Source organism: Kineococcus rubinsiae, assembly GCF_011839805.1.
GTDB classification, from domain to species: Bacteria; Actinomycetota; Actinomycetes; order Actinomycetales; family Kineococcaceae; genus Kineococcus; species Kineococcus rubinsiae.
This window is the reverse complement of record NZ_VWPY01000059.1, coordinates 1-25,481: the sequence shown is the minus strand read 5'-3', so window position 1 is coordinate 25,481 and position 25,481 is coordinate 1. Positions and strand designations below refer to the sequence as shown.

General features: G+C 77.0%; 21 protein-coding genes and 1 pseudogene. 13 read left to right on the top strand and 9 right to left on the bottom strand.

Annotated features, from left to right (window positions below):
- From F1544_RS19770 to F1544_RS19760, 3 genes and pseudogenes are all read left to right on the top strand, one after another.
- Window positions 1-351 (top strand): annotated as a pseudogene (locus F1544_RS19770) (hypothetical protein); the annotation flags it as partial.
- Window positions 348-1,781 (top strand): S1C family serine protease, encoded by a 1,434-nt coding sequence (locus F1544_RS19765; protein ID WP_167587923.1) that lies wholly within the window; start codon window positions 348-350, stop codon window positions 1,779-1,781. The pseudogene F1544_RS19770 and the gene F1544_RS19765, both read left to right, overlap by 4 nt.
- Before the next feature lie 9 nt (window positions 1,782-1,790).
- On the top strand, window positions 1,791-2,195 hold the full coding sequence (locus F1544_RS19760; protein WP_167587922.1) for a Sec-independent protein translocase subunit TatB: 405 nt from the start codon (window positions 1,791-1,793) through the stop codon (window positions 2,193-2,195).
- Window positions 2,196-2,249: 54 nt separating this feature from the next.
- On the opposite strand, the gene F1544_RS19755 is transcribed toward F1544_RS19760, so the two are convergent.
- From F1544_RS19755 to F1544_RS19740, 4 genes are all read right to left on the bottom strand, one after another.
- Complete coding sequence (locus F1544_RS19755) at window positions 2,250-3,392, bottom strand: Mrp/NBP35 family ATP-binding protein (protein WP_308470207.1); 1,143 nt, start codon at window positions 3,390-3,392, stop codon at window positions 2,250-2,252.
- A 33-nt stretch (window positions 3,393-3,425) separates the two neighbouring features.
- Window positions 3,426-5,171 carry a GspE/PulE family protein gene (locus F1544_RS19750; protein ID WP_308470206.1) on the bottom strand — a complete coding sequence of 582 codons (1,746 nt, stop codon included), beginning with the start codon at window positions 5,169-5,171 and terminating at the stop codon, window positions 3,426-3,428.
- Between the two features lie 67 nt (window positions 5,172-5,238).
- Complete coding sequence (locus F1544_RS19745; protein WP_167587921.1) at window positions 5,239-5,961, bottom strand: DUF1003 domain-containing protein; 723 nt, start codon at window positions 5,959-5,961, stop codon at window positions 5,239-5,241.
- Window positions 5,954-7,231, bottom strand: coding sequence for a magnesium transporter MgtE N-terminal domain-containing protein (locus tag F1544_RS19740; RefSeq protein WP_167587920.1), 1,278 nt, complete (start codon window positions 7,229-7,231; stop codon window positions 5,954-5,956). The genes F1544_RS19745 and F1544_RS19740 overlap by 8 nt, the downstream gene beginning before the upstream one ends.
- Window positions 7,232-7,333: 102 nt before the next feature.
- On the opposite strand from F1544_RS19740, the gene F1544_RS19735 reads away from it, so the two are divergent.
- Together F1544_RS19735 and F1544_RS19730 are read left to right on the top strand one after the other, a co-directional pair.
- Window positions 7,334-7,927: a Dps family protein gene (locus F1544_RS19735; protein WP_167587919.1), complete on the top strand. Its 594-nt coding sequence runs from the start codon at window positions 7,334-7,336 to the stop codon at window positions 7,925-7,927.
- Window positions 7,928-8,036: 109 nt separating this feature from the next.
- On the top strand, window positions 8,037-8,939 hold the full coding sequence (locus F1544_RS19730; protein ID WP_167587918.1) for a YflT domain-containing protein: 903 nt from the start codon (window positions 8,037-8,039) through the stop codon (window positions 8,937-8,939).
- A gap of 70 nt (window positions 8,940-9,009) precedes the next feature.
- Here the strand turns inward: F1544_RS19730 and F1544_RS24895 are convergent, their stop codons facing one another.
- Window positions 9,010-10,521 (bottom strand): aminopeptidase P family protein, encoded by a 1,512-nt coding sequence (locus tag F1544_RS24895; protein WP_167587925.1) that lies wholly within the window; start codon window positions 10,519-10,521, stop codon window positions 9,010-9,012.
- 252 nt (window positions 10,522-10,773) lie between these two features.
- Between F1544_RS24895 and F1544_RS25925 the strand changes: the two genes are divergently transcribed.
- From F1544_RS25925 to F1544_RS19710, 3 genes are all read left to right on the top strand, one after another.
- On the top strand, window positions 10,774-11,418 hold the full coding sequence (locus F1544_RS25925; protein WP_167587917.1) for a DUF6758 family protein: 645 nt from the start codon (window positions 10,774-10,776) through the stop codon (window positions 11,416-11,418).
- A gap of 91 nt (window positions 11,419-11,509) precedes the next feature.
- On the top strand, window positions 11,510-12,385 hold the full coding sequence (locus F1544_RS19715) for a PHP domain-containing protein (protein ID WP_167587916.1): 876 nt from the start codon (window positions 11,510-11,512) through the stop codon (window positions 12,383-12,385).
- A complete protein-coding gene (locus F1544_RS19710) occupies window positions 12,382-12,987 on the top strand; it encodes a MarC family protein (RefSeq protein ID WP_167587915.1) in 606 nt (201 codons plus the stop codon). The genes F1544_RS19715 and F1544_RS19710 overlap by 4 nt, the downstream gene beginning before the upstream one ends.
- Here F1544_RS19710 and F1544_RS19705 read toward each other — a convergent pair.
- The 3 genes from F1544_RS19705 to F1544_RS26575 form a co-directional block, all read right to left on the bottom strand.
- Window positions 12,968-13,663, bottom strand: coding sequence for a hypothetical protein (locus F1544_RS19705; protein WP_167587914.1), 696 nt, complete (start codon window positions 13,661-13,663; stop codon window positions 12,968-12,970). The genes F1544_RS19710 and F1544_RS19705 overlap by 20 nt on opposite strands.
- A gap of 169 nt (window positions 13,664-13,832) precedes the next feature.
- Window positions 13,833-15,608, bottom strand: a complete 1,776-nt coding sequence (locus tag F1544_RS19700) for a DEAD/DEAH box helicase (RefSeq protein ID WP_167587913.1) — start codon at window positions 15,606-15,608, stop codon at window positions 13,833-13,835.
- A gap of 321 nt (window positions 15,609-15,929) precedes the next feature.
- Window positions 15,930-16,154, bottom strand: a complete 225-nt coding sequence (locus F1544_RS26575) for a DUF3107 domain-containing protein (RefSeq protein ID WP_167587912.1) — start codon at window positions 16,152-16,154, stop codon at window positions 15,930-15,932.
- A gap of 207 nt (window positions 16,155-16,361) precedes the next feature.
- On the opposite strand from F1544_RS26575, the gene F1544_RS19690 reads away from it, so the two are divergent.
- Complete coding sequence (locus F1544_RS19690; RefSeq protein ID WP_208972243.1) at window positions 16,362-17,156, top strand: DUF3152 domain-containing protein; 795 nt, start codon at window positions 16,362-16,364, stop codon at window positions 17,154-17,156.
- A gap of 24 nt (window positions 17,157-17,180) precedes the next feature.
- Here F1544_RS19690 and F1544_RS19685 read toward each other — a convergent pair whose 3' ends face one another.
- Window positions 17,181-17,711, bottom strand: a complete 531-nt coding sequence (locus F1544_RS19685) for a pyridoxamine 5'-phosphate oxidase family protein (RefSeq protein ID WP_167587911.1) — start codon at window positions 17,709-17,711, stop codon at window positions 17,181-17,183.
- Window positions 17,712-17,792: 81 nt separating this feature from the next.
- On the opposite strand from F1544_RS19685, the gene F1544_RS25920 reads away from it, so the two are divergent.
- The 4 genes from F1544_RS25920 to F1544_RS19665 all read left to right on the top strand — a co-directional run bounded on the left by F1544_RS25920 (window position 17,793) and on the right by F1544_RS19665 (window position 25,441).
- Entirely contained in the window at window positions 17,793-18,188 is a 396-nt protein-coding gene (locus F1544_RS25920; protein WP_167587909.1) for an MGMT family protein, read from the top strand.
- On the top strand, window positions 18,185-19,096 hold the full coding sequence (locus F1544_RS19675; protein ID WP_167587907.1) for a methylenetetrahydrofolate reductase: 912 nt from the start codon (window positions 18,185-18,187) through the stop codon (window positions 19,094-19,096). Before F1544_RS25920 ends, F1544_RS19675 begins: the two co-directional genes overlap by 4 nt.
- Window positions 19,097-19,355: 259 nt before the next feature.
- Complete coding sequence (locus F1544_RS19670) at window positions 19,356-22,709, top strand: ATP-dependent helicase (protein ID WP_208972242.1); 3,354 nt, start codon at window positions 19,356-19,358, stop codon at window positions 22,707-22,709.
- Window positions 22,706-25,441, top strand: coding sequence for an ATP-dependent helicase (locus tag F1544_RS19665; protein WP_167587903.1), 2,736 nt, complete (start codon window positions 22,706-22,708; stop codon window positions 25,439-25,441). Before F1544_RS19670 ends, F1544_RS19665 begins: the two co-directional genes overlap by 4 nt.
- The last annotated feature ends 40 nt before the right edge of the window (window positions 25,442-25,481 follow it).

The following is a 25,481-nucleotide window of genomic DNA, read 5'->3' as shown; positions in this document are numbered from 1 at the left end:
GCCGTGGGCGTCGCCCCGCCGGCCCGCGCCGACCGCGCGAGCCGCCCCTCCCCGGCTGCCCGTCCCGCGGGCCGCCGCGTGCCCCTGCTGCGCCGGCGTCCCGTCGCCGTGGCCCTCGCCGGGACGTTCTACCTCGTCGGGGCGGGCATCGTCGGGGTCCTCGTGCTCGGCAGTCCCCAGGGCGCGGCGCCGCCCGTGGCGGAGCTGCGGACCACCCCGTCCTCCAGCGCGAGCCCGACCACGGTCCCCGTGGCGACGATGAGCCCGTCCGCGACGGCCACCGTTCCCACCAGCACCGGCCCGTCGGCCTCGGGGCCGGCCCCCAGCGCGTCCCCGACCTCGCTGCGGTGAGCGAGGCCCCGCCGCCGGAGGGCTGGCACCGCCCCGGGTCCGGGGGGCGCGGTCACGACGAGGGCGATCGCGGCCCCGCGCCGCAGCACGACCCCTGGGCCGCGCCGCCGGCGGCTCGCGAGCAGGCGCCCGCCTGGGAGCACGCGGACGCCCCTCACACGAGTGACGCCTCGTACGGGCCTGCGGGTCAGGAGCACTGGGCCGCCTCGCAGCAGCGCTGGAACGACGAGCACGGCACGTGGCCGGAGCCGCCCGCCGCCCCTCCGGCCCACCCGTGGGCGGGGGAGCAGCAGTGGCCGCCGGCCCCGCCCGAGGCGGTGGCCGTCGCGCCGCGCCGCCGGGCCGGGGCGGCCCGCTGGCTGGGCACCGCGTCGGCCTTCCTCGTGCTCGGCCTCGTCGGGGGCCTGGCCGGGGGTGCGCTGTACGACCGCCTCGACAGCCCCGCGGCGAGCTACCCCGACGTCAGCCTCCCCGCCCCGCCGGCCGGGACGACGGTGCGCCCCGCCGGCTCGGTCGCGGGCATCGCCGCGGCCGCGCTCCCCAGCGTCGTGTCCCTGCAGGTCGAGGGCAGCGACGGGGAGGGCACGGGCTCGGGGTTCGTCCTGGACGACCGCGGGTTCGTGCTGACCAACAACCACGTCGTCGCGGGGGCCCGCGACGACGGCATCACCGTGGTCTTCGAGGACGGCGTCCAGGTCCCCGGCACGGTCGTCGGCGCGGACGCCTCCTACGACCTCGCGGTCGTGCGCGTGGAGCGCGACGGCTTGCGCGCCCTGACCATGGGCGACTCCGCGGCCGTCGTCGTGGGCGACCCGGTCGTCGCGGTCGGTGCGCCGCTCGGCCTGCAGGGCACCGTGACCGAGGGCATCGTCTCCGCGCTGAAGCGCCCCGTCACGGCGGGCGAGGCGACCGGCGACGTCTCCTACATCCAGGCGCTGCAGACCGACGCGGCCATCAACCCCGGCAACTCCGGCGGGCCGCTGCTCAACACCCAGGGCCAGGTGATCGGCGTGAACTCCGCGATCGCCCAGCTGCCCGGGCAGGCGTCGGCGGGCGGCAGCATCGGCCTCGGCTTCTCGATCCCCTCCAACCAGGCGCGCCGCACGGCCGAGCAGCTCATCCAGACCGGCCGCGCCGTGCACCCGGTCATCGGGGTGTCCCTGGACCCGGCCTACACCGGGGAGGGCGTGAAGATCCTCGACGCGGACGCGCCCGACGGCACCCCCGCGGTCCAGCCCGACGGCCCCGCCGCGGCCGCGGGCCTGCGCCCCGGCGACGTCGTGCTGGCCATCGACGGCCGGCCGGTGACGACGTCGGAGGAGCTCATCGTCGACATCCGTGCCCGCGAGCCCGGTGACACGGTCACCCTGAGCGTCCGCCGGGGGAGTGGACCGGCCGACGTGCAGGTGACTCTCAAGGCCGACGGTTAAGCTGCCCCCGTGTTCGGAGTCAACGGTGGCGAGCTGATCGTCCTCATCCTGGTCGCGCTCGTGATCCTCGGGCCCGAGCGGCTTCCCCAGTACGCCGAGCAGCTGGCGCACCTGGTCAAGTCCGCCCGGCGCTTCGCCAAGGGCGCTCAGGCGCAGATGCGCGAGGAGCTGGGCCCGGAGTTCGACGACATCGACTGGCAGAAGCTCGACCCGCGCCAGTACGACCCGCGGCGCATCGTCCGCGACGCGCTCTCCGACGTGTGGGACGACGAGCCCACCCCGGCCAAGAAGACCGGCTCGACCGCGAGCTCGGCGGCGGGGGCCACCGGCTCCGGCGTCGACCTCGGCAAGAAGCCGTCCGGCACGCCCGAGGCGGCCGCCTCCACCGTCCCCTTCGACGAGGACGCCACCTGAGCCACCCCGGGACCGGCCGCAGGGCCGGTCACCGGGACGGGCGCACGGCCCGTCTCAGGCGACGCTGACCCCGAGCGAGCGCCCCGCGAGGCCCCGCGGCCGGCGGGCCAGGCCGCGGGCGACCTCGCGCAGCGCCACGGCCGCCGGGCTGTCCGGGTGGCCCAGGACGACGGGCAGGCCCTCGTCGCCGCCCTCGCGCAGGCTGATGTCCATCGGCACCTGGCCGAGCAGCGGGACCCGGGCGCCGAGCTGCGCGCTGAGGGAGTCCGCGACCCGCTGACCGCCGCCGGAGCCGAAGACCTCGAGGCGGCTGCCGTCGGGCATGGGCAGCCAGGACATGTTCTCCACGACCCCGGCGATGCGCTGCTCGGTCTGCACGGCCATCGCGCCCGCCCGCTCGGCGACCTCCGCGGCCGCGGCCTGCGGGGTGGTCACGACGAGCACCTCGGCGCCCGGCAGCAGCTGCCCGACGCTGATGGCGATGTCGCCCGTGCCCGGGGGCAGGTCCAGCAGCAGCACGTCGAGGTCGCCCCAGAAGACCTCCGAGGCGAACTGCTGCAGCGCCCGGTGCAGCATCGGCCCGCGCCAGGCCACGGCCTGGTTGCCCTGCACGAACATCCCGATCGAGATGACCCGCACGCCGTGCCCGGTCGGCGGGATCATCATCTGGTCCACGCGCGTGGGGCGGCCGGTCACGCTCAGCAGGCGCGGGACGGAGAAGCCGTGCACGTCCGCGTCGAGGACGCCGACCGTGAGGCCGTCGGCGGCCATGGCGGCGGCGAGGTTCACCGTGACGCTGGACTTGCCGACGCCGCCCTTGCCGGAGGCCACGGCGTAGATGCGGGTCATGTTGCCGGGGGCGTTGAAGGCGATGGTCGGCGCGGCCGACGTCGTCCCGCGCATGGTCGCCGTGACCTTCGCGCGCTGCTCGGGGCTCATCGTCCCGAACTGCACGCGCACCACGCCCGCGCCCGGCACCGAGCGCACGGCGGCCGTGACGGTGGAGGTGAGGGTGTCGCGCATGGGGCAGCCGGAGATCGTCAGGAGGATCTTGACGTCCACGGAGCCGTCGCCGCGGACCTCGACGGCGTCCACCATGCCGAGCTCGGTGATCGGGCGGTGAAGCTCGGGGTCGTCGACGTGCGCGAGCGCCGCGCGGATCGCGTCGGGAGTCAGCGCGTCGGGGATCTGGGGCACGGCCCCAGGGTACGGGGGAGCCGCGGGCGCGGCTCAGCCGGCGGTGACGCGGACGACCTCCTCGAAGGTCGTCTCCCCCCGCATGGCCTTGGCCAGCGCGGAGTGGCGCAGCGTCCGCATCCCGGCCCGCTCGGCCTCCTCGGCCAGGGCCGACTCCGTCGGGGAGGCCAGCAGGATCTTGCGCATGCTCGTGGTGACGTCGAGGACCTCGTAGACGGCCGTCCGGCCGCGGTAGCCGGTGCCGCCGCAGTCGGGGCAGCCGCTGCCGCGCAGGGGCGTCGCGTCGAGGATGTCCTCGATGGTGAGGCCGAGCAGGGCGAGGGTGTCCGGGTCCGGGATGTAGCCGTCGCTGCAGGAGTCGCAGGGCTTGCGCACCAGGCGCTGGGCGATCGCGGCCGTCAGCGAGGACGCCACGAGGAACGGTGCCGCGCCCATGTCGACGAGGCGGGTCAGCGCCCCGACGGCGGAGTTCGTGTGCAGGGTGGTGAGCACGAGGTGCCCCGTCATGGCGGCCTTGAGCGCCAGCTCGGCGGTCTCGCCGTCGCGGACCTCGCCGATGAGGACGATGTCGGGGTCCTGGCGCAGCACCGAGCGCAGGCCCGCGGAGAACGTCATGCCCACCTTGGCGTGCACCTGCACCTGCGTGATGCCGGGCAGCTGCACCTCGACGGGGTCCTCGAGGGTGACGATGTTCTTCTCGGGCGTCATGGTCGCGTGGATCGCCGCGTAGAGGGTGTTCGTCTTGCCCGAGCCCGTGGGGCCCGTGATGAGGACGAGGCCCTGCGGCACCGCGAGCGCCTTGGAGAACACGGCGAGCTGCTCGGGCTCGAAGCCCAGCGACGGCAGGGTCGGGACGTCGTCGCCGCGGGTCAGCAGCCGGATGACGACCTTCTCGCCGTGCAGGGCGGGCAGCGTGGAGACGCGGCAGTCGATCGCGGAGCCGTCCACGGTGACGCGCGTGCGGCCGTCCTGCGGCAGCCGGCGCTCGGAGATGTCGAGGCCCGAGATGATCTTGATGCGGCTGATGACGGACGGCGCGACGCGCTTGGGCGCCTGCATGACGTCGCGCAGCAGGCCGTCGATGCGGAAGCGCACCCGCAGGCCGTCGCGCTGGGACTCCAGGTGGATGTCGGAGCAGCGCAGCCGGACCGCGTCGGACAGGATCCGGCTGACGAGCCGCACGATCGGGGCGTCCTCGTCGACGGAGCCCGCCATCCCCGCGAGGGGGACGTCGTCCTCCTCCTCGTCCGCGTCGGCGACCATCCGGTTCACCTGCGAGGTGTCCGCGGTCAGCGACCAGGCGCGGGCCAGGTGGTCGCGGATCTGGGAGTCGACCGCGACGACGACGAGCAGCTCCGGCGCCCGCGTGTAGAGCTTCACGTCGTCCAGGGCCAGGACGTTGGTGGGGTCGGCGGCCGCGACCAGCAGGTGCGCGGGGGTCTTCTCCAGCACCAGGACGCGGCAGCGCTCCGCGACGGCGCGCGGCAGCAGCCGCACGACGTCGGGCGACGGCGTGGCCCGGGACAGGTCGACGTGCTCGAGGCCGAGGAGCTCCGCGAGGCACTGGGCGAGCTCGGCCTCGGAGACGAGGCCCAGCTCGACGAGGATCTGCCCGAGGCGGCGGCGCGGGCCGGCCACGCTGCGCTGCTCGTTCAGGGCGTGGTCGAGGTCCTCGGGGACCAGCAGGCCCTTCTCGACCAGGACGTCGCCGAGGCGGCGGCGGTCGGCCCCCGCGGGGGGCAGCGGGGCCCCGCTCCGCGGGGTGTCGAGGGTCGTCACCCGGATGGTGTCGGCACGTCCGGCGTCCGGGTGAAGCCCGGGTCGGCTCCCGCGGGGGGAGCCGGCGTCACCGGTTCGGCGGAGTGACGGACCCGCGCGGGTCCGCGACCGTCGCGTCGGCGGGCAGGTTGCGCTGGCTGTCCTGCGGCTCGTCCAGCGGTGCGGTGGAGGCCACCACGCGCGTCTCGTGGACGGCGTCGGCCTCGTCGGGCACCGCGTCGGCCTGCCGCTTGCGCTTCTTGCCCTGCTTGCGCTTGGGCTTCTCGCCCTCCGCCGGGTCCTCGTCGCGCAGCTCCTCGAGGATGCTGCGCAGCTCGGAGCGGACGAAGTCGCGGGTGGCGACCTCGCGCAGCGCGATCCGCAGGGCCGCGACCTCCCGGGTCAGGTACTCGGTGTCGGCCAGGCCCCGCTCGTCGCGGGAGCGGTCCTGCTCGTTCAGCACGCGGTCGCGGTCGTCCTGGCGGTTCTGCGCCAGCAGGATCAGCGGCGCCGCGTAGGAGGCCTGCAGCGACAGCACCAGCGTGAGGAACGTGAACGAGTAGGGGTCGAAGCGCTTGCTCTCGGGCGCCGCCACGTTCCACACGACCCAGACGACGACGAACGCCGTCATGTAGACGAGGAACCGCCCCGTGCCCATGAAGCGGGCGATGCCCTCCGAGGCGCGGCCGAAGGCGTCGGGGTCGACCTCGCGGCGGCGCAGCCGGAGCTGGCGCCCCGCCTCGCGCGGGGTGTCGAGCCCCACGCGCTCCTGGCGCTCGCGCTTGACGCGGCGCCGGTTGCTCTCAGCCACGGTCCACCTCGAACTCCTCGTGCTCCTGCTCGCGCCAGTCGTCCGGCAGCAGGTGGTCGAGGACGTCGTCGGCCGTGACCGCGCCGAGCAGGTGCCCGTCCTCGTCCACGACGGGCAGCGAGACGAGGTTGTAGGCCGCGAGCTGCCGGGTCACGTGCTGCAGCGACGCCTTCGGGTCGAGCGTCTCCACGTCCTTGTCGATGACCTGCCCGATGGGCGTGTTGGGCGGCTCGCGCAGCAGCCGCTGCAGGTGCGCGGTGCCCAGGTACTTGCCCGTCGGCGTCTCCAGCGGCGGGCGGCAGACGAACACGGCGGCCGCGAGCGGCGCGGTCAGCTCGACGCGGCGCACGTGGGCCAGGGCCTCGGCGATCGTGTCGTCGGGGGCGAGGATCACCGGGTCGGACGTCATGAGGCCGCCCGCGGTGTGCTCGTCGTAGGCGAGCAGGCGGCGCACGGGGTCGGCGTCGTCGGGCTCCATGAGCAGCAGCAGGCGCTCGGCCTGCTCGGGCGGCAGCTCGGAGAGCAGGTCGGCCGCGTCGTCGGGCTGCATGGCCTCCAGGACGTGCGCGGCCCGGTCGCCCGCGAGCGCGGAGAGGATCTCGACCTGGTCGTCCTCGGGCAGCTCCTCCAGGACGTCGGCGAGCCGCTCGTCGTCCAGCGCGGCCGCGACCTCCCCGCGGCGCTTGGCGGTGAGCTCGTGGATGACCTCCGCGAGGTCGGTGGGCTTGAGCTCCTCGAAGGCGGCGAGCAGGTTCGTGGCGCCCTGGTCGGCGTCGGTGGAGGTGAGGCCCACGACCGCGTCGACGTCGACGGTCAGGGTCTCCCCGCGCCGGCGCAGCCGCCCGGACAGCCCCCGGGGGACGTGCCCGCGGCGCACGAAGACCTTCGTGAGCTGCCAGTCGCGCGCGCGGACGGTCTCCAGGCCCAGGTCCTCGATGGTCGCGGGGCCGCTGCCGTCGGCCAGCGTCACCGAGCGGTCCAGCAGCTCCGCCAGCAGCAGCGTCTCGGTGCTGCGCTGCTCGAAGCGGCGCATGTTGACCAGGCCCGTCGTCAGCACCTGGCCGACGTCGATGGCCGTCACCCGGGTCATGGGTACGAAGACGCGGCGGCGGCCGGGGACCTCGACCACGAGGCCGATCACGCGCTTGGGCCCGCGGCTGCGCAGGACGGCGACGACGTCGCGCACGCGTCCCACCTGGTCGCCCTGCGGGTCGAACACCGCGGTGCCCGCCAGCCGGGCGGCGAACACGCGGGAGGCAGGACCGGTCATGCTCCTCAGGCTAGGCCCCCGGCGGGGGCCCGCCGACGCACCGTCGCGCGGGCGCGTGATCTCGACGCGCGGACCGCCCGCGGCCCTCCTACCGTGTCGTGCATGGCCAAGGAGAGCAAGAAGACGAAGGCAGCCGGGAACCCCTACTTCACCGTCCCCGGCATGACCCCCTCGCAGGGCGCCGAGGTCGCGGCCCTGCTGCAGAACCGCCTGACCGCGCTCACGGACCTGCACCTGACCCTCAAGCACGTGCACTGGAACGTCGTCGGGCCGAACTTCATCTCGGTGCACGAGATGCTGGACCCGCAGGTCGACGCGGTGCGGGAGATGGCCGACACGGTGGCCGAGCGCATCGCCACCCTGGGCGCCTCGCCCGTCGGCACGCCCGGCGCGATCGTCGCGGACCGCGACTGGTCGGACTACTCGATCGGCCGCGCCGGCGCGATCGAGCACCTCGGGGCGCTGGACCTCGTCTACACGGGCGTCATCACCGACCACCGCTCGGCGATCGCCGCGACGGAGGAGCTGGACCCGATCACGCAGGACATGCTCATCGGGCAGTCCGCGGCGCTCGAGCAGTTCCACTGGTTCGTGCGGGCGCACCTGGAGAGCACCGGCGGGCACCTGAGCACCGAGGGCGCCGTCACCGAGGTCCAGGCGACCGAGCGCGCCGGGGCCAAGCGCCGCTCCGCCTGAGCGCGTCCCGGGCACGTCCCGCGCGTGCGGGACGTTGCCCGGGTGAGGCACCCGCAGGGTGCACCCCGGCGGCCGCCGCCGGGTCGTCGAGAACCGGTGAGGACGTCACATGTCGAACCTCGGGCCCTTCAGCGGTCCGCAGCAGCGGGTCCCCACGCCTCCCCAGGGGGAGGCCATCGGCAACTACGCCACCTACGCCGAGGCCCAGCGCGCCGTCGACTTCCTCTCCGACGAGCAGTTCCCCGTGCAGAACGTCACCATCGTCGGCACCGGGCTGCAGATGGTCGAGCGCGTCACGGGCCGCCTCACCTACGGCCGCGCGGCCGGTGCGGGGGCGGCGTCCGGCGCCTGGTTCGGCCTCCTCATCGGGCTGATGATCTCGGTCTTCGGCAACGGCGGGACGCCGGGGCTGCTGACCGGCCTGCTCGTCGGCGCCGGGTTCGGCATGCTCTTCGGCGTCATCTCCTACGCCCTCACGGGTGGCCGCCGGGACTTCACCTCGGCGAGCCAGATCGTGGCGGGGGAGTACACGGTGCTCTGCCTGCCCCAGATGGCCGGCCAGGCGCGCCAGGTGCTCTCCAAGCTCCCCAACGGCCTGGGCCGCCCGCAGGGCGCGTGGCAGCAGCCGCAGCACCCCACGCCGTACGGGCAGCCGCAGGACGGCCCGGCCGCAGGGCAGGGGCCCGCGCAGGGCACCCCCGCGCCGCCCGCTGAGAGCAGCCAGTGGGGTGCGCCGTGGGGCAGCCCGTCGGGCTCCGGCTCGACCGGCTCCGGCTCGTCGGGTTCGCACGCCGCCGGGGGCCCCCAGGGTTCCTACGGTCCGCCGCCGCAGGCCGGCACCGGCCCCGCGACCGCCCCGCCGCCGCCCGCGGGCGCCGAGCCGGCCCCCGTCGAGATGGACCTGTCCGGGCCCACGTACGCGCAGAAGATCGAGGAGCAGCGCCAGCAGCGCCGCGCCGCCGAGCAGCGCGCGCGCGAGGAGCAGGGCTCCGGGGACCAGCGCGACCGCTGATCCCCGCGCACGCAGAGAGGCCCCCGACCGCAGCGGTCGGGGGCCTCTCGTCGTCTTCTCGTGCGGCGCGTCAGCCGCGCAGCGACGCCATCCACGCCTCGAGGGCGTCGGGGTCGCGGGGCAGGGCGGCGGTGAGGTTCTCCACGCCGTCCTCGGTCACCAGGACGTCGTCCTCGATGCGGATCCCGATGCCCCGCAGGTCCTCCGGGGCCAGCTCGTCCTCAGTCTTGACGTAGATGCCCGGCTCGATGGTGAACACCATGCCCGGCCGCAGCTCCGCGTCGAGGTACATCTCGCGGCGGGCCTGCGCGCAGTCGTGCACGTCCAGGCCCAGGTGGTGGCTCGTGCCGTGGGCCATCCAGCGGCGGTGGTACTGACCCTCGACGTCCAGGGACGTCGCCGCGTCGACGGGCAGCATCCCCCACGCCGACAGGCGGTCGGCGACCACGCGCATCGCGGCCTCGTGCACGTCGCGGAACTTCACGCCCGGCTTCGCGACGGCGAAGGCGGCGTCGGCGGCGTCGAGCACGGCCTGGTAGACGCGGCGCTGCGCGGGCGTGAACCGGCCGTCGACCGGCAGGGTGCGCGTCACGTCGGCCGTGTAGAGCGAGTCGACCTCGACGCCGGCGTCCACGAGCAGCAGGTCCCCGGCGCGCACGGTGCCGTCGTTGCGGATCCAGTGCAGCGTGCAGGCGTGGTCGCCCGCGGCGGAGATCGTCTCGTAGCCGACGCCGTTGCCCTCGACGCGGGCCGTGGCGTCGAAGGCCGCCTCCACGACGCGCTCCCCGCGGGGGTGCCCGACGGCGCGCGGCAGGGCGCGCACGACCTCCTCGAAGCCCCGGGTGCTCGCGGCGACCGCGTCGCGCAGCTGCTGCACCTCCCACTCGTCCTTGACCAGGCGCAGCTCGGACAGGGCGGTGGCGAACTCCTCGTCGGCCGTGGCCGCCTCGTCCGCTCCGGTCGCGGGCCGGACGGTGCCGGCGACCGCCTCGACGGCCGGGTCCGCGTCGCGCAGCAGGCGCAGGCCGGTCGTGGTCTCCGCGCCCGCGGACGCCGCGAGCTCCTGCGCCAGGCCGGCGACGTCGTGGACGGCCAGTCCGGTCGTGGCGGCGATCGAGGTCAGCGACGGGCGGGGCCCGACCCACAGCTCGCCGTAGCGCGCGTCGGCGAAGAACTCCTCGGTGTCGCGCGCGCCCTGCGGCCGCAGGTAGAGGACCGCTTCGTGGGCGTCGCCGCGCGGGTGCAGGACGAGCACGGCGTCGGCCTCGCGGTCGGTGCCGAGGCCCGTGAGGTGGGCGAACGCCGAGTGCGGGCGGAAGCGGTAGTCGGTGTCGTTGGAGCGGCGCACCATCGTCCCCGCGGGCACGACCAGCACCTCGTGCGGGAACAGCGACGAGAGCACCTCCCGGCGGCGGGCGGCGAACGGGGCGGCCGCGTCGAGGGCGTCGGGCTCGGCGGGGCGCGGGCCCCAGCCCGCGGCGATGAAGGCCCGGAAGGCCGCGGAGCGCGGCACGCTGCGGTGCGACTTCGCGTCCTCCGCCGCCTGCGCGTCCTCCGTCGCCGGCGTGCTCTCCGCGGGCACCCCGCCGGGGGCGTCGACCGCCTGCTCGAGCGCGGGGTCGGCGGTCGCGCCGAGGGTGGGCGCGGCCTCGTGCTGCGTCGTCTGGGAGCTCACCGGTCCATCATCGCCGATCCCGCCGGTCGCGGCAGGTCCCGCCCGGCGCCGCCCCCCGCCGCGCCCGACCTTCCCGTCCCGATCGTGCCGTCCCGATTCGGCCGTCACTGACCGTGACCGGACGGTTGACGCCGGGGGCCGCCCGTAGGACTGTGGACCATGGGCGGTACGGCGAGGTGCCCCCGCTGCGACGCGGCGGTGCGGGCACCCAGCATCTGGCACAACGGCTCCACCTGCGCGGTGCACGGAGAGGTCGTCCCGCTGCAACCGGCGCAGCCGGCCGACAGCCGGCACCTGGAGTGGGTCGCGGCGCACTCCGACGTCCCCGTGTGGCTGCCGTGGCCCCTGCCCGACGGCTGGCTGCTCACCGGGACGCGCTGCGTGCGCGACGAGAAGCACGCCGCGCAGGCCGTCGTCGTGGCCGCCAGCGGCCCCCACCACGGCTCGCCCGGCGGCTCCCCGGTGGCCGACCTGCTGCTCGTGTCCGAACGCCCCGGCACGGGCCTCGGCGCCCACCTGGCGGGCCGCGACGACGTCGACCCCGGGGACGGCCTCGTCACGGGGGCGCCGGCCGCCCGTCCGCACGCCGCCGGCGCCAGCACGCCGCTGTGGGGCGTGGAGTCCGAGGGGGACCGTGCCGTGCTCGTCGGGGAGGCCGGCGGGGTGTGGCTGTGGGCGCTGCTCTGGCCCGCTGCCGCCGGCGCGACCCTGCTGGACGACCTCTCCCTCGTCGACCTGCGCGACCCGGCCCACACCCTCGACGTGCCGTGCGGCGCCCTTTCGCCCCGCGTGCAGTGGCCGTGAGGCGCTGCCCCGCAACGCCTCCCGAGGGCGTCGCCCGCCGCCGGTGACGGCGCGTGCACGGGGCCGTCCCGCGCGGCCGTAAGCTCTCCTGGTGCGCATCGACCTGCACACGCACTCCAACGCCTCCGACGGCACGCAAGAGCCCGCGGAGGTCGTCGCCTCCGCAGCAGCCGCGGGCCTGGACGTCGTGGCCCTCACCGACCACGACACCTCCGCCGGCTGGGCCGAGGCGATCGCCGCCGGAGAACGTCTCGGAGTCCGTGTCCTCCCCGGCGTCGAGGTCAGCTGCCTCCAGCGCGGCATCTCGGTGCACCTGCTGTCCTACCTCCACGACCCGGCGCACCCCGCGCTCGCGGCCCTGCTCGAGGGTTCCCGCACGTCCCGCCTGACCCGGGCCCGCAGCATGGTCGAGCGCCTCGGCGCCGACACGGGCCTGACGTGGGAGGACGTGCTCGCGCAGGTGCACGGCGACGCGACCGTGGGCCGCCCCCACATCGCGGACGCCCTCGTGGCCAAGGGCCTCGTGCCCGACCGCGACGAGGCCTTCGCGACGCTGCTGTCCGGGCGCAGCCGCTACTTCGTCCCCCACTCCGCGCCCGACCCGGTCGAGGCCGTGCGCCTCGTGCGCGAGGCCGGCGGCGTCCCCGTGCTCGCGCACCCCGCGGCGTCCAAGCGCGGCAGCTGCATCGCCGACACCGACATCGACGAGATGGTCGAGGCCGGCCTCCTGGGCCTCGAGGTCGACCACCGCGACCACTCCGCCGACGAGCGCGCCCACCTGCGCGACGTCGCGCGCGGTCTCGACCTCCTCGTGACCGGCTCCAGCGACTACCACGGGGCGGGCAAGAAGAACCTCATCGGCGAGCACCTCACGGCCCCCGACGTGCTCGAGGCCGTCCTCGCCGCGGCGCGGCCGCCGGCCGAGCCGCAGAGCCGGGCCGGCGGACGGCACGTGCCCGGCGCGTGAACTGGGAGCTGCTGGGGCAGACCTTCGTCACCCTCTTCGTCATCATGGACCCGCTCGGGACCGTGCCGATCTTCCTGGGGCTGACGTCCACGTTCTCCGCCGGCGAGCGCTCGCGCGCGGCCCGGCAGGCCGTGCTCGTGGCCTTCGGCGTGATCGTCGCCTTCGCCCTGTTCGGGCAGCGGATCCTCGACTACCTGCACATCAGCCTGCCTGCCCTGCAGACCGCGGGCGGGCTGCTGCTGCTCCTCGTCGCGTTGGAGCTGCTGACCGGCAAGAGCGACGAGCCGACCAGCACGGTCGGCGTCAACGTCGCGCTCGTGCCGCTGGGCACCCCGCTGCTCGCCGGGCCGGGCGCCATCGTCGCGACGATGGTCTACGCCCAGCAGGCCCGGGGCCTCGCCGACGACCTCGCCGTGGCCGCCGGCATCGTGCTCGTGCACGTCACCCTGTACCTGTCCATGCGCTTCGCGGGCCTCGTGCACCGGGTGCTGGGGGAGAGCGGCGTCCTGCTCGTGACCCGCATCGCCGGTCTGCTGCTGTCGGCGATCGCCGTGCAGCTCGTGGCCGACGCGGTCCGCGCCTTCATCGCCGGTCAGGGCTGACGGCGGCCGCAGCCGCGTCCAGCCGCCGCAGCCGCCGCGTGAGCGCGGCCCGGCCGAGGACGACGTCCGCGTGGGGCGCCCAGTCCGGCAGCACGGCGGGCGCCAGCGCCGACGCGTCGCGCCAGCCCGCGACCCGGGCCTCACCGGGCCCGCTGAGCTGGCGCGAGGGCAGCCGCCCGAGCCCCCCGACGCGGCGCAGGTCCTCGCGCAGGCCCCCCACGACGACGTCGACCTCCGCGACGCTGCCTGCCACCCGCTCGGGCTCGGACCCGCACAGCACCGCCGTGCCCACCTGCTCGCGCACGTAGCGCTCGGCGTCCGGGCCCGGCACCTCGTGCCCGGCCAGCGTCGCGGTGCGCAGCACCAGGTGGACCCGCAGCGCGTGCCGGACCGCGAGGACCTGCTCGTCGGTGTCCGGGTCCCCCGTGAGCGAGGACGCCCGCTCGCGCGAGGCCAGCACCAGCGCCCGGTAGGGGTCGTCCCCGGCCCGCAGCAGGGCCGACAGGTCCAGCACGCGCTGCCACGGGTGGCGGGGGTCGTCGGCCAGGGCGCGGGCGGTCAGCGGGTGGGCCTCCTCGAGCACCGCGGCCGCCAGCAGGGCCACCCCCAGCGTCGCCCCGGCGTGCAGGCCGGGCGACACGGCGCGCGCGAGGGCCGGGGTGCGGGTGGTCTCCACCCGCCCAGCCTGCGGTGATCAGGCCGTGATCGCCTCCCGGCCCGTTGCGGTGGACCTCCCCGCGGGGGCCCCTGGCGGACGGGGGCGGGGACGACGACGGGGACGGCCGCCCGCAGGCGACCGTCCCCGTCCCCGGTCCACGACGCCGGGGGAGCGGCGTCGTCGTGAGTCAGTCGGCGGTGGGCGCCGACGTCTCCTCGGTGCCCGCGCCGCCGGAGCGGCCACGGGTGCGACGACGCCGGCGGCGCGGCCGGTCCGCCGACCCGTCGCCGTCGGCGGCGTCCGCGTCGGGGGCTGCCGCGGTCGGTGCCTGCGTCGCGGGCGCCTGCGTCGTCGAAGCCTGCGTCCCCGGAACCTCAGCCGCGGGGGCGACCTCGGTCGTCGTGGCCACAGCGCCGCCTGCGGTGGCGCCGCTGTCCTCGCCGTTCACGGTGCGGCGGCGCTCGCGCTGGCGGCGCGGGCCCCGGCTCTCCGTCGCCGGCGCCTTCTCCTCGGCGGCGCCGGAGCGCCCCGGGCGACGGCTGCGGGCCGCGCCCACCTCGCCGATGTCCTCGATCTCCTCGGCCTCCAGACCCGCGCGCGTGCGCTGGCCGCGGGGGAGCCGGCCCGTGGTCCCCGCGGGGATGTTCAGATCGGAGAACAGGTGCGGCGAGGTCGAGTACGTCTCCGGCGGCTCGCCGAAGCCGAGGCCGAGGGCCTTGTCGATGAGCGACCAGCGGGGCAGGTCGTCCCAGTCGACGAAGGTCACCGCGATGCCCGTGTTGCCCGCGCGGGCCGTGCGGCCGATGCGGTGCAGGTAGGTCTTCTCGTCCTCGGGGCACTGGTAGTTGATGACGTGCGTGACGTCCTCCACGTCGATGCCGCGCGCGGCGACGTCGGTGGCGACGAGCACGTCGACCTTGCCGGAGCGGAACGCGCGCAGGGCCTGCTCGCGCGCGCCCTGGCCCAGGTCGCCGTGGATCGAGGCGGAGGCGAAGCCGCGCTCGGCGAGCTGCTCGGCCACCGAGGCGGCCGTGCGCTTGGTGCGGCTGAAGATGATCGTCAGCCCGCGGCCCTCAGCCTGCAGCATGCGGGCCAGGACCTCGACCTTGTCCATGGCGTGCGCGCGGTAGGCGTACTGCGTGACGGCCTTGACGGTCGCGCCGTCGTCGTCCTGGTCGATCGCCCGGATGTGCGTCGGCTGGCGCATGTACGAGCGCGCCAGCGCCACGACGGCGCCCGGCATGGTCGCCGAGAACAGCATCGTCTGGCGGGCCGGGTGCGTCTGGGCCAGCAGCCGCTCGACGTCGGGCAGGAAGCCCAGGTCGAGCATCTCGTCGGCCTCGTCGAGCACGACGCACTTCACCTGCGAGAGGTCGAGGTGCTTCTGCTGCGCCAGGTCCAGGAGGCGGCCGGGGGTGCCCACCACGACGTCGACGCCCTTGACGAGCGCCTCGATCTGCGGCTCGTAGGCGCGGCCGCCGTACACGGTGAGGATGCGGGTCTTGCGGACCCGGCTGGCGGTGCTCAGGTCGCCCGCGACCTGCACGGCCAGCTCGCGCGTCGGGACGATGACCAGCGCCTGCGGCTTGCCCGGGTGGGGCAGCGCGGCGTAGTCGTCGTCGCCGAGGACGGCGGCGCGCTGCAGCAGCGGGACGCCGAAGCCCAGCGTCTTGCCCGTGCCGGTCTTGGCCTGGCCGATGATGTCGTGGCCGCTGAGGGCGACGGGCAGCGTCATGGCCTGGATGGGGAACGGCGTGGTGATGCCCGCGCCGGTCAGGGCCTCGACGATGCGGGGGTCGACCCCGAAGTCGCCGAAGGTCGGGGCCGGCGGCTTCGCGGGGGCCTCCTCGGCCGCCGCGGCGGCCGCGACGGCGTCCGCGTCGCTGATGGTGGGGATGCCCGCGGCGTCGAGCGCCGCGGTGATCTCGGCGTCGGGCGCGGTGGTGTTCTGCGTGTCGGTCATGCGTCTCCCGGGAGGGGCGGCGGCTCGCACCGGACCGCGCCGGGGCCGCCGCAGACCTTCCTGCGGGGATCCTTCACGGGGCTTGTCGTGCGGTGTCAGAGCCGCGAGGCGGCGATCGGCAGCCGATCGTGACGGGCGACCGGGCAACCATGAACGTCCCCATGGTAACCGCGACGCGAGCAACCGGGTACGCGCGGTGCACGGACGGGCCCCGGCGCACGAGCGCCACCGCGGCCCGGGGGCGGCGGTGGCGCGGGGTCGTGCGCGTGCGGCGCCGCCCGCGGCCGGGAGCAGGTCCCGGACCGGGGCGGCGCGGCGTCCTCAGGACAGGCCGAAGCCCACCTTGCGGACCTCGGACGCGCCGATGTCGACGTAGCCCAGCGAGGCCACCGGGACGACGAGCAGGCGGCCCTTCTCGTCCTTCAGCTGCAGGGTGCCGCCCTTCGTCAGAGCCTCGGCGACTGCCGCCGTGATGTCGTCGGTGTCCTGCGCCGACTCGAACACGAGCTCGCGCGCCACGTTCTGCACGCCGATCCGAACCTCCACCGCTGTCCCTCCCGGGTCCTCGAGCGACCGCGCCCGCCGGGTCCGGCGGTGCGGTTCCTCCTCGGAGGCTAGTCGGAGGACCGCGGGGGTGCGCGAGGCGTTCGCCGCGAGCGGACGACGGCCGCCCCACCCGCCACCCCGCCCGCGCCCACCGGACCGCCGCTCCGTCCAGCCCGGGCCCGCCGGGGCGGCTGGCATGCTCGGGCCGTGCCGAACCCCCTCGCGCCCGCGCACCCGCCCCGCCGGGCCCTGCTGCTCCTCGGGGCGGCGGCGCTCGCCGGGGTCGCGGGCTGCAGCGACGACGCCGCCCCCGCGCCGGCCGGCTCCCCGTCGCCTGCGTCGTCGTCGTCCGCGAGCTCGACGACCGCCGCCCCACCCGCCGCGCCGGTGCCGACGACCCCCGCGCCGCCCGCCCTCCCGCCGGGGCTGACGCAGGCCGACGTCGACGCGGGCGTGCTCTCCGCCGAGGTCCCCACCACGGGCGGCGGCGACCTCGTCGTGGTCCCCGGCAGCGCCCCGGCCCCGCCGTCGGCGCGCGTGCGGACCCTGCGCGTGGAGGTGGAGCGGGACCTCCTGGAGGGCGGGCTCGTCGACGGGCAGGCGTTCGCGGCCTTCGCGCTGGCGACCCTCAACGACCCGCGGGGCTGGGGGGCGGGCGGGACGACGAGCTTCGCGCGCACCGACGGCGACGCCGAGCTCCGCCTCGTCCTGGCCACCCCCGACACCTCGGCCGCGCTGTGCCGGCCGCTGCGCACGATGGGGACGCTGTCGTGCCGCACGGGCGACAAGGCCGTCCTGACCACCTACCGCTGGGTCAACGCGATCCCGGACTACGGCAGCGACCGCACCGGCTACCGGCAGTACGTCGTGAGCCACGAGGTGGGGCACCTGCTGGGTCACGGCCACGAGCCGAACCCCGGCGTCGGCCGCCGTGCGCCCGTGATGATGCAGCAGACCAAGGGCCTCGACGGCGCCCTGCCCAACCCGTGGCCCAACCCCTGACGCGAGTCGGGCCGCCGGCGGGCGTCACCCGGGTGCGGCGCTGCCCCGCACGACCTCCGTCGTGCCCGCGCCCGGTCGCAGGGTCCGCACGCGGATCCCGTCGCCCGCGAGGTCGGTGAGGACCACGCTCGTGAGCTCGAGGCGGAAGAGCTGGAACGGCTCGGGCGGCTGCCGCTCGGCGACGTAGGCCGCGAGCTCGCCCGCGTCGACGACCTCGCGCGCGGTGCCGGCCAGCTTCGCGTCGCCGCCGGCCATGGACCCGTCGCCCGGGTGGGCGTGCAGCGCGAAGCGCGGGTCCCGCTGCAGGTCGACGGCCTTGCGCGCGTGCTGCATCGACCCGACGACCAGGTCCCCTCGCCAGACGTCCACCTCGGTCCCGGACACCCGGGGCGACCCGTCGCGCGTGAGCGTCGCGAGCACGTGGTGGCGCGCGGCGGTGAAGCGCGCGAGGACGGCCGCGGCCAGCGCCGGGTCCTGCTCCTCGACCTCGGACCAGCGCAGGCGTGGGGGACGACCGGCGGGAGCGGCGGCAGGAGGTTCCTCGGGCGGCGGCATGGCGGGACTGTGCCCGCCCCCTCCGACACGCGAGCCGTCGCCCCGCGTGGCGCCCGGCCGCGGGGCTGGCAGGCTCGGCGGGTGCCCGCCCGCCCCGCCGCCCCCGCCGGCCCGCCCGGACTGCCGGCGCGCGCCGAGGAGGTGCTCGAGGTCGTCGACGCCATCCCGCCGGGGCGCGTGCTGACCTACGGCGACGTCGGGGAGATCGTCGGGGACCGCGGCCCCCGCTTCGTCGGCAACGTGCTGCGCCGCTTCGGGTCCGACGTCTGCTGGTGGCGCGTGCTGCGGGCCGACGGCAGCGCCGCCCCTGGGCTCGCCGACCGGGCTGTCGCCCACTGGCGGGCCGAGGACGTCCCCCTGCGCCGCGACGACCCCGACCCGGAGCAGGTGCGCGTCGACCTGCACCGCGCGCGGTGGGACGGCGCCGGCCTCGAGGAGGCCCTCGGCGCCTCCGGGCCCGGGCAGGGGCCCGCATGAGCACGCTGCCGGCGGACCTGCTCGCCGCCCGCGGCCGCTTCTCCGTCGAGTTCTCCCCGGCTCACGACGCCGACGGCGCGCGCCGGCAGTGGCAGGCGGTGCGCCGCCTGGAGCGGCTCGGCCCCGTCTTCGCCTCCGTGACCTACGGGGCCGGCGGGGGCAGCCGGGACGGCACGGTGGAGCTCGCGGGGCGCCTGGCCCGCGAGAGCTCGGTGCGCCCGCTGGCCCACGTCACGGCGGTCGGCCAGCCCGTCGCGGACCTGCGCCGGGTCCTCGACGACCTCGCCGACGCCGGGGTGCGCGACGTCCTCGCGCTGCGCGGTGACCCGGACGGCGACCCGTCGGCGCCGTGGGTCGCGCACCCCGACGGCCTGGAGCACGCCGACGAGCTGGTGCGGCTGGCGCGCGAGCACGGCGCCCGGTCGGTGGCCGTGGCGGCGTTCCCGCTGGGGCACCCCGCCTCTCGCGACCTCGACGCCGACACGCGGCACCTGCTCGGCAAGCTGCGGGCCGGCGCCGACCTGGCGGTGGCGCAGCTGAGCCTCGACGTCGAGGACTTCCTGCGGCTGCGCGACCGGCTCGCGGCCGCGCTCGCCGCGGACGGCCTGGACCCGGTGCCCCTGCTGCCCGGGCTGCTGCCCCTGACGAGCCGGAAGGTCCTCGACGTCGCGGCCCGCCTCACCGGCGCGCCCGTCCCGGCGTGGGTCGCGGACCGCCTCGACCCGCTGGGCGAGGACCGCGACGCCTTCCGCGCGGAGGGTCTGCGGATGGCGCTGGAGGGCGGCCGGCGGCTGCTCGACGAGGGCGTGCCGGTGCTGCACCTGTACTCGCTGAACCGGTCCCGGGCGGTCACGGAGCTGGTCACCGAGCTGGGCCTGGCGGCGCCCGGGCGCGTCCCCGCGCCGTGAGCCGACGGGGCAGCGGCCCGGGCATCGAGCAGGGGCGCGGGCGGTCCCCGGGGTCGTGTCGGAGGGGTGTGGTGGCATGGCCGACGTGCTGAGGGACGACGTGGACGAGACCGCGGGAGCAGGCGGGTCGCCCCGCGCCGGAGCCCACCGCGCCCACCGGGACGCCGCTCACCGCGATCCTGCTCACCGCGATCCTGCTCACCGCGATCCCGCTCACCGGGACCCGGCGCGCTCCGCCTCCGGCCCCTCGCGCCGGGACGTGCCGCAGCTGCGGCGGGCCCCGCAGCGACCCGTGCGCGCGCTGGCGCCGGACGCCGCGCAGCGCGCCGTCCTGGACACCCGCCCCGGCAGCGGCCCCCTCGTCGTGCTCGGCGCCCCCGGCACCGGGCGCACCAGCGTCCTGCGCGAGCTGGTCGCGGCCCGCGTCGAGCGGGACGGGACGCCTCCGGACCGCGTGCTGGTCCTCGCACCGTCGCGGCGCGCGGCCGGGGCCCTGCGCGACGAGCTGTCGGACCGCCTGCGCCGCACCGTGGGTCAGCCCGCGGCCCGCACGCCGCAGTCGTACGCGTTCGGGCTGCTGCGCCTGGTGCACGCCCGCGACGACCTGCCCCCGCCGCGGCTGATCTCGGGCGCCGAGCAGGACTCGATCCTCGCCGACCTCCTGGCGGGCCACCTCGACGTCACGGCCGGTGCGAGCGCCGAGGAGGTCGCCGCGACGCTGTTCGACGCCGACGACGACGGCGGCTGGACGCCCTCGGGGGCGCTGCGGGCGCCGCAGTGGCCGGCGGACGTGCCGCGCGCCTCGTGGGGGCTGCGCAGCTTCCGCAACGAGCTGCGCGACCTGCTGATGCGCGCCGTCGAGCGGGGGCTGCAGCCCGAGGCGCTGGCCGAGCTGGGCCGCCGCCACGGCCGCCCGGAGTGGCAGGCCGCGGCGAGCCTGCTGACGGAGTACCTGTCCGTGAACGCCCTCGGCCGGGCCGACGCCTACGACCCGGCCGGCGTCGTCGACGAGGCTGTGGCGCAGCTGCGCGCGGACCCGGAGCTGCTGGCGGCCGAGCGCGACCGCTGGTCGCTGGTCGCCGTCGACGACGCGCAGGACCTCTCCGAGGCGGGCCTGCGCCTGCTGGAGGCCGTCGCGGGCGGCGGCCGCGACCTGCTCGTGGTCAGCGACCCGGACGCCGTGACCCAGGGCTTCCGCGGCGCCGACGCCCGCATCGCCGCCGAGCTGCCCGACCGCTTCCGCGCCCCGGACGGCGGCCCCGCGCCCACGCTGGTGCTCGGCACCGCGTGGCGGCAGGCACCTGCCCTGCGCGCGGCGTCCGGTCGCGTCGCGGAGCGCATCGGGGCCCTCGGCGGGGCGCCGCAGCGCGCCGCCGTGGTCCCGCGCGAGCCTGGGCCGGTGACCGCAGGCCCCGGGCGGGTCGAGGTGGCCGTGCTGGCCTCGGCCACCCAGGAGGCCGCGTGGATCGCCCAGCGGCTGCGCCGGCGGAACCTCCTGGAGGGCGTCGCCTGGTCGCGGATGGCGGTCGTCGTGCGCTCCGCCGGGCACACCGCGGCGCTGCGCCGCGGCCTCGTGGCCGCCGGCGTGCCCCTCACCGTGCCGCTGGCGGAGGTCCCGGTGCGCGACGAGCCCGCGGTGCGGCCGCTCCTGACCGCGCTCGAGGTCGTGCTGCGCCCCGCCACGCTCGACCCGTCCACCGCCCGCGACCTGGTGACCTCGCCGCTGGGCGGGGCGGACGTCGTCGCGCTGCGCCGGCTGCGGCAGTCGCTGCGCCGCAGCGAGCTGGCCGCCGGCGGGGGCCGCAGCAGCGACGCCGTCCTGGCCGCCGTGCTCGCCGACCCGGCTACGGCCGAGCCCGCCGACGCGGGGCACCTGGCCGGGGAGGACGCGGCCGACACGACGGCGCTGCGCCCGGCCCAGCGGGTCGCGGCGGTCCTCGACGCCGGCCGGGCCGCGCTGCTCGCGGCGGACGCCAGCGCGGAGACGGTGCTGTGGGCCCTGTGGGCCGCCAGCGGGCTCGGCGAGCGCTGGCAGCGCCAGGCGCTCGCGGGCGGGGTGGACGGGGCCCGGGCCGACCGGGACCTCGACGCCGTCCTCGCGCTGTTCGAGGCCGCGGGCCGCTTCGTCGACCGCTTCCCGGGCGCCGGCAGCGCGCCCCGCTTCCTCGACCAGCTGCTCACCGCGGAGGTGCCGTCGGACACCCTCGCCGACCGGGCCCCCGACGCGGGCGCGGTCACGCTGACGACCCCGCAGGGGGCCGTGGGCCGCGAGTGGGACCTCGTCGTGGTCGCCGGGGTGCAGGAGGGCGTCTGGCCGGACCTGCGCCTGCGCGGCTCCGTGCTGGGCGCGCAGGCCCTGGTCGACGCCCTGGAGGGCCGCGACGCCGACGGGCCGGGCGCCCGGCGCGCGGTCCTGGAGGACGAGCTGCGCCTGTTCCACGTCGCCCTGACCCGCGCCCGCCGCGAGGTCGCCGTCACCGCCGTCCGCACCGAGGACGAGCGGCCCAGCGCCTTCGTCGACCTGGTGGACCCCGACGGCGCCGACCCGCAGGACGGCGACGACGGCGAGCGCGCCCTGTCCGAGGTGCCGCGCGCCGTCTCCCTGCCCGCGCTCGTCGCCCGGCTGCGCCAGGTGCTGTGCGCGCCCGCGGGCCAGGAGAGCGACGAGCGGCGGGCCGCCGCGGCGACCCGCCTCGCCGACCTCGCGGCGGCCGGCGTCGCCGGCGCGGACCCCGACGACTGGTACGGCGCGCGCGGCCTGACCGACGAGCGCCCGCTGCGCGAGCCGGAGGAGACGGTGCCCGTCTCGCCCTCGCGCGTGGAGTCGTTCGAGCGCTGCGGCCTGCGCTGGCTCCTGGAGTCCGTGGGCGCCCGCAGCGGCGACTCCACCGGGCAGACCCTGGGCAACCTGGTGCACCGCATCGCCTCCGAGGCGCCGGACGCGACCCTGCCCGAGCTGCGCACCCGGCTCGACGCGCTGTGGCCCACGCTGGGGCTGACCGCCGGCTGGGTCGCCGACACGGAGCGGCGGCGCGCCGAGCGGATGCTCGAGAAGCTCGCCGAGTACTACCGCACCAGCCGCGCGGACGGCCGTGCGCTGCTGGCCGTCGAGGAGGACGTCGACGTCGTGATCGGACGGGCCCGCGTGCGCGGCCGAGTCGACCGTCTCGAGAGCGACGCCCGCGGCCGCCCCGTGGTCGTCGACCTCAAGACGGGCAAGTCCCAGCCCGCCGCCGCGGAGCTGGCCCGCAACCCGCAGCTCGGCGTCTACCAGCTCGCCGCGTCGCACGGCGGCTTCGCCCGCGTCGCGCCGGCCGCCGGGGAGACGAGCGCCGGGGAGACCAGCGCCGGGGAGACGCCCGTCGAGGCGGGCGGGGCGGCCCTCGTCCAGCTGGGCGGCAAGCAGATGACCGCCCCCGTGCAGCGGCAGGACCCCCTCGGCGAGGACGACGACCCGCAGTGGGCGCGGACCCTGCTCGCCCGCGCCGCGGACGGCATGGCCGCCGACCGCTTCGAGGCGATCGTCGGCCCGCACTGCGGCTACTGCCCGGTGTTCACCAGCTGCCCGGCGCAGGACGCCGGGCTCAGCGTCTGCGCGGAGGACCAGTCGTGACCGCCACCACCGCAGCACGTCCCGCCCCCGGGCCCGGCACGCTCCTCGGGGCGGTCGAGATCGCCGAGCGGCTCGGCCGCCCCCGCCCCACGCCCGAGCAGGTCGCCGTCATCGAGGCCCCCGTGGAGCCGCTGCTCGTCGTCGCGGGCGCCGGGTCGGGCAAGACGGAGACCATGTCGTCGCGCGTCGTGTGGCTCGTCGCCAACGGCCTCGTGCGCCCCGAGGACGTCCTGGGGCTGACGTTCACGCGCAAGGCCGCGGGCGAGCTCGCCGAGCGCGTCCGGCGGCGGCTGCGCGCGCTGCGCTCGCGCGGCGTCGGCGCGACCGGCGCCCGGGGTGCGGGCGGCGGCAGCCTCGAGGACGGCGAGCCCGTCGTCGCGACCTACCACGCCTACGCGGCCTCGCTCGTGACCGACCACGGGCTGCGGCTGGGCATCGAGCCGCAGTCCACGGTGCTCTCCGACGCGGGCGCCTGGCAGCTCGCCTCGGACGTCGTGGAGACCTGGCGCGGCGACCTGCCCGACGTCGAGGCGGCCGCGACCACGCTGGCCGCCGCGCTGCTGCAGCTGGCGGGGGAGTGCGCCGAGCACCTCGTCGACCCCGACGACGTCGCCCGCTTCGTCGCGGCCACCGAGGCGCGGGTCGTGTCGCTGCCGCGCGACGACAAGTGGATCGCCAAGCACGGCGCGCACGTCCCCGGTGAGCCGTACTCCGACATCGCCAAGGTCGTCGCGGTGCTGCGCGCCCGCCGCTCCGTGGTGCCCCTGCTGGGGGAGTACGTGCGCCGCAAGCGCGACGCCGAGCAGCTCGACTTCGGCGACCAGGTGCTCCTCGCGGCCCGGCTGGCCCGCGAGGTCCCGTCGGTGGCGGCGGCCGAGCGCGCCCGGCACCGGATCGTCCTGCTCGACGAGTACCAGGACACGAGCTTCGCGCAGCTCGCGCTGCTCCAGGCCCTCTTCGGCGACGGCCACCCCGTGACCGCGGTCGGCGACCCCCACCAGTCGATCTACGGCTGGCGCGGGGCCAGCGCGGGCAATCTGCGCAGCTTCCCGGCCCAGTTCCGCCGCGCCGACGGCACCCCCGCCACCGTGGCGCCCCTGGCGACGAGCTGGCGCAACGACGAGGCGGTCCTCGCGGCCGCCAACGTCGCGGCCGCGCCCCTGGCGACCACCGCGACCGCGGGGACGGGCGCCGGGGCCGTCGTGACGCTGCGCCCCCGCCCGGGCGCCGGGCCCGGTGTGGTCCGCACGGCCTTCGCCGCGACGGTGGAGGAGGAGGCGGCCGAGATCGCCGCCCGCCTCGGCGAGGTCTGGCGGGCCGACACGGGCCTGACCGGCGACGACGGCCGCCCCGCCCCCCGGCGCACGGCCGCCGTGCTCTGCCGCAAGCGCAGCCAGTTCGTCGTGCTCCAGCGGGCCCTGCGCGACGCGGGCCTGCCGGTGGAGGTCGTCGGGCTCGGCGGCCTGCTCTCGACCCCGGAGGTCGTCGACGTCGTCGCGACCCTGCACGTCCTGCACGACCCGGGCCGCGGCGACCAGCTGGCCCGCCTGCTCACCGGCGCCCGCTGGCGCATCGGGGTGCGCGACCTCGAGGCGCTCGGCGCGTGGGCCCGGCAGCTGCAGCGGCGCCGCTTCGGCCGGCCCGTCGACGCCGGCCTCGAGACGGCGCCGGACGCCGGCCCCGACGACGTGGCGACCGTCGTGCTGCCCGACGAGGTGGAGGCCTCCAGCCTCGTGGAGGCCCTCGACGAGCTGCCGCCCGCGTCGTGGCGCACGGTCGAGGGGCGCGGGCTGACCGAGGAGGGCCACCGGCGCCTCAGCCGGCTCGCGGGCCTGCTGCGCCGGCTGCGCTCGCGCAGCCACCTGGGCCTCGCCGACCTCGTCGGGGAGGTCGAGCGCGCCCTGCTCCTCGACGTCGAGGTCGCCGCCCGCCCCGGCAGCACCCCGGAGCGCGAGCGGGCCAACCTCGACGCCCTGGCCGACGCGGCCGCGTCCTTCGCGATGTCCTCGCAAGCCCCCGGCCTCGGCGGCTTCCTGTCGTGGCTGGACGCCGCCGAGGTGCGCGAGCGCGGCCTCGAACCGGGCGCCTCCGACGTCTCCACCGACGCCGTGCAGCTGCTCACGGTCCACGCCAGCAAGGGCCTGGAGTGGGACGTCGTCGCAGTCCCCGGCCTGGTCGAGGGCGTGTTCCCCGCCTCGGGCGACACGTCCGCGGGGTGGCTGGGCGGCATGGGCAGCCTCGGCGTCCTGCCGTACCCGCTGCGCGGGGACCGGGCCAACCTGCCGGTCTGGGACTTCGAGGCCTGCGGGACGCAGAAGGAGCTCAAGGAGGCGCGCGAGGCGTTCCGGGAGGCGTGCGGCGAGCACGAGATGGCCGAGGAGCGCCGGCTGGCCTACGTGGCCTTCACGCGGGCCAAGCAGGAGCTGCTGCTGAGCGGCGCCTGGTGGGACGACGCGTCCAAGCCGCGCGCGGTGTCCCGGTTCCTGCGGGAGGTGCTCGAGGCCCCCGCGGGCACGGTGCCCGGTCTGGTCAGCCTGCCGCCCGCCGCCGAGCCCGAGCCCGGCGAGCCGAACCCGCGCGCCTCCCCGCCCGGTTCGCGCCCCTTCCTCACCCACGTGGTGCCGCTGGCCGACGGCGGTTCCGCCGAGCTCCGCGTGCCCGAGCGCCTCACCCGCGCCGAGGCCGAGCGCCTCGCGACCGTCCTGGCCGCGCTCGCGGTCGACGACGCGTGAGCGAGCCGGAGGACGTCACCGTCACGGGCCTCGTCCGCCT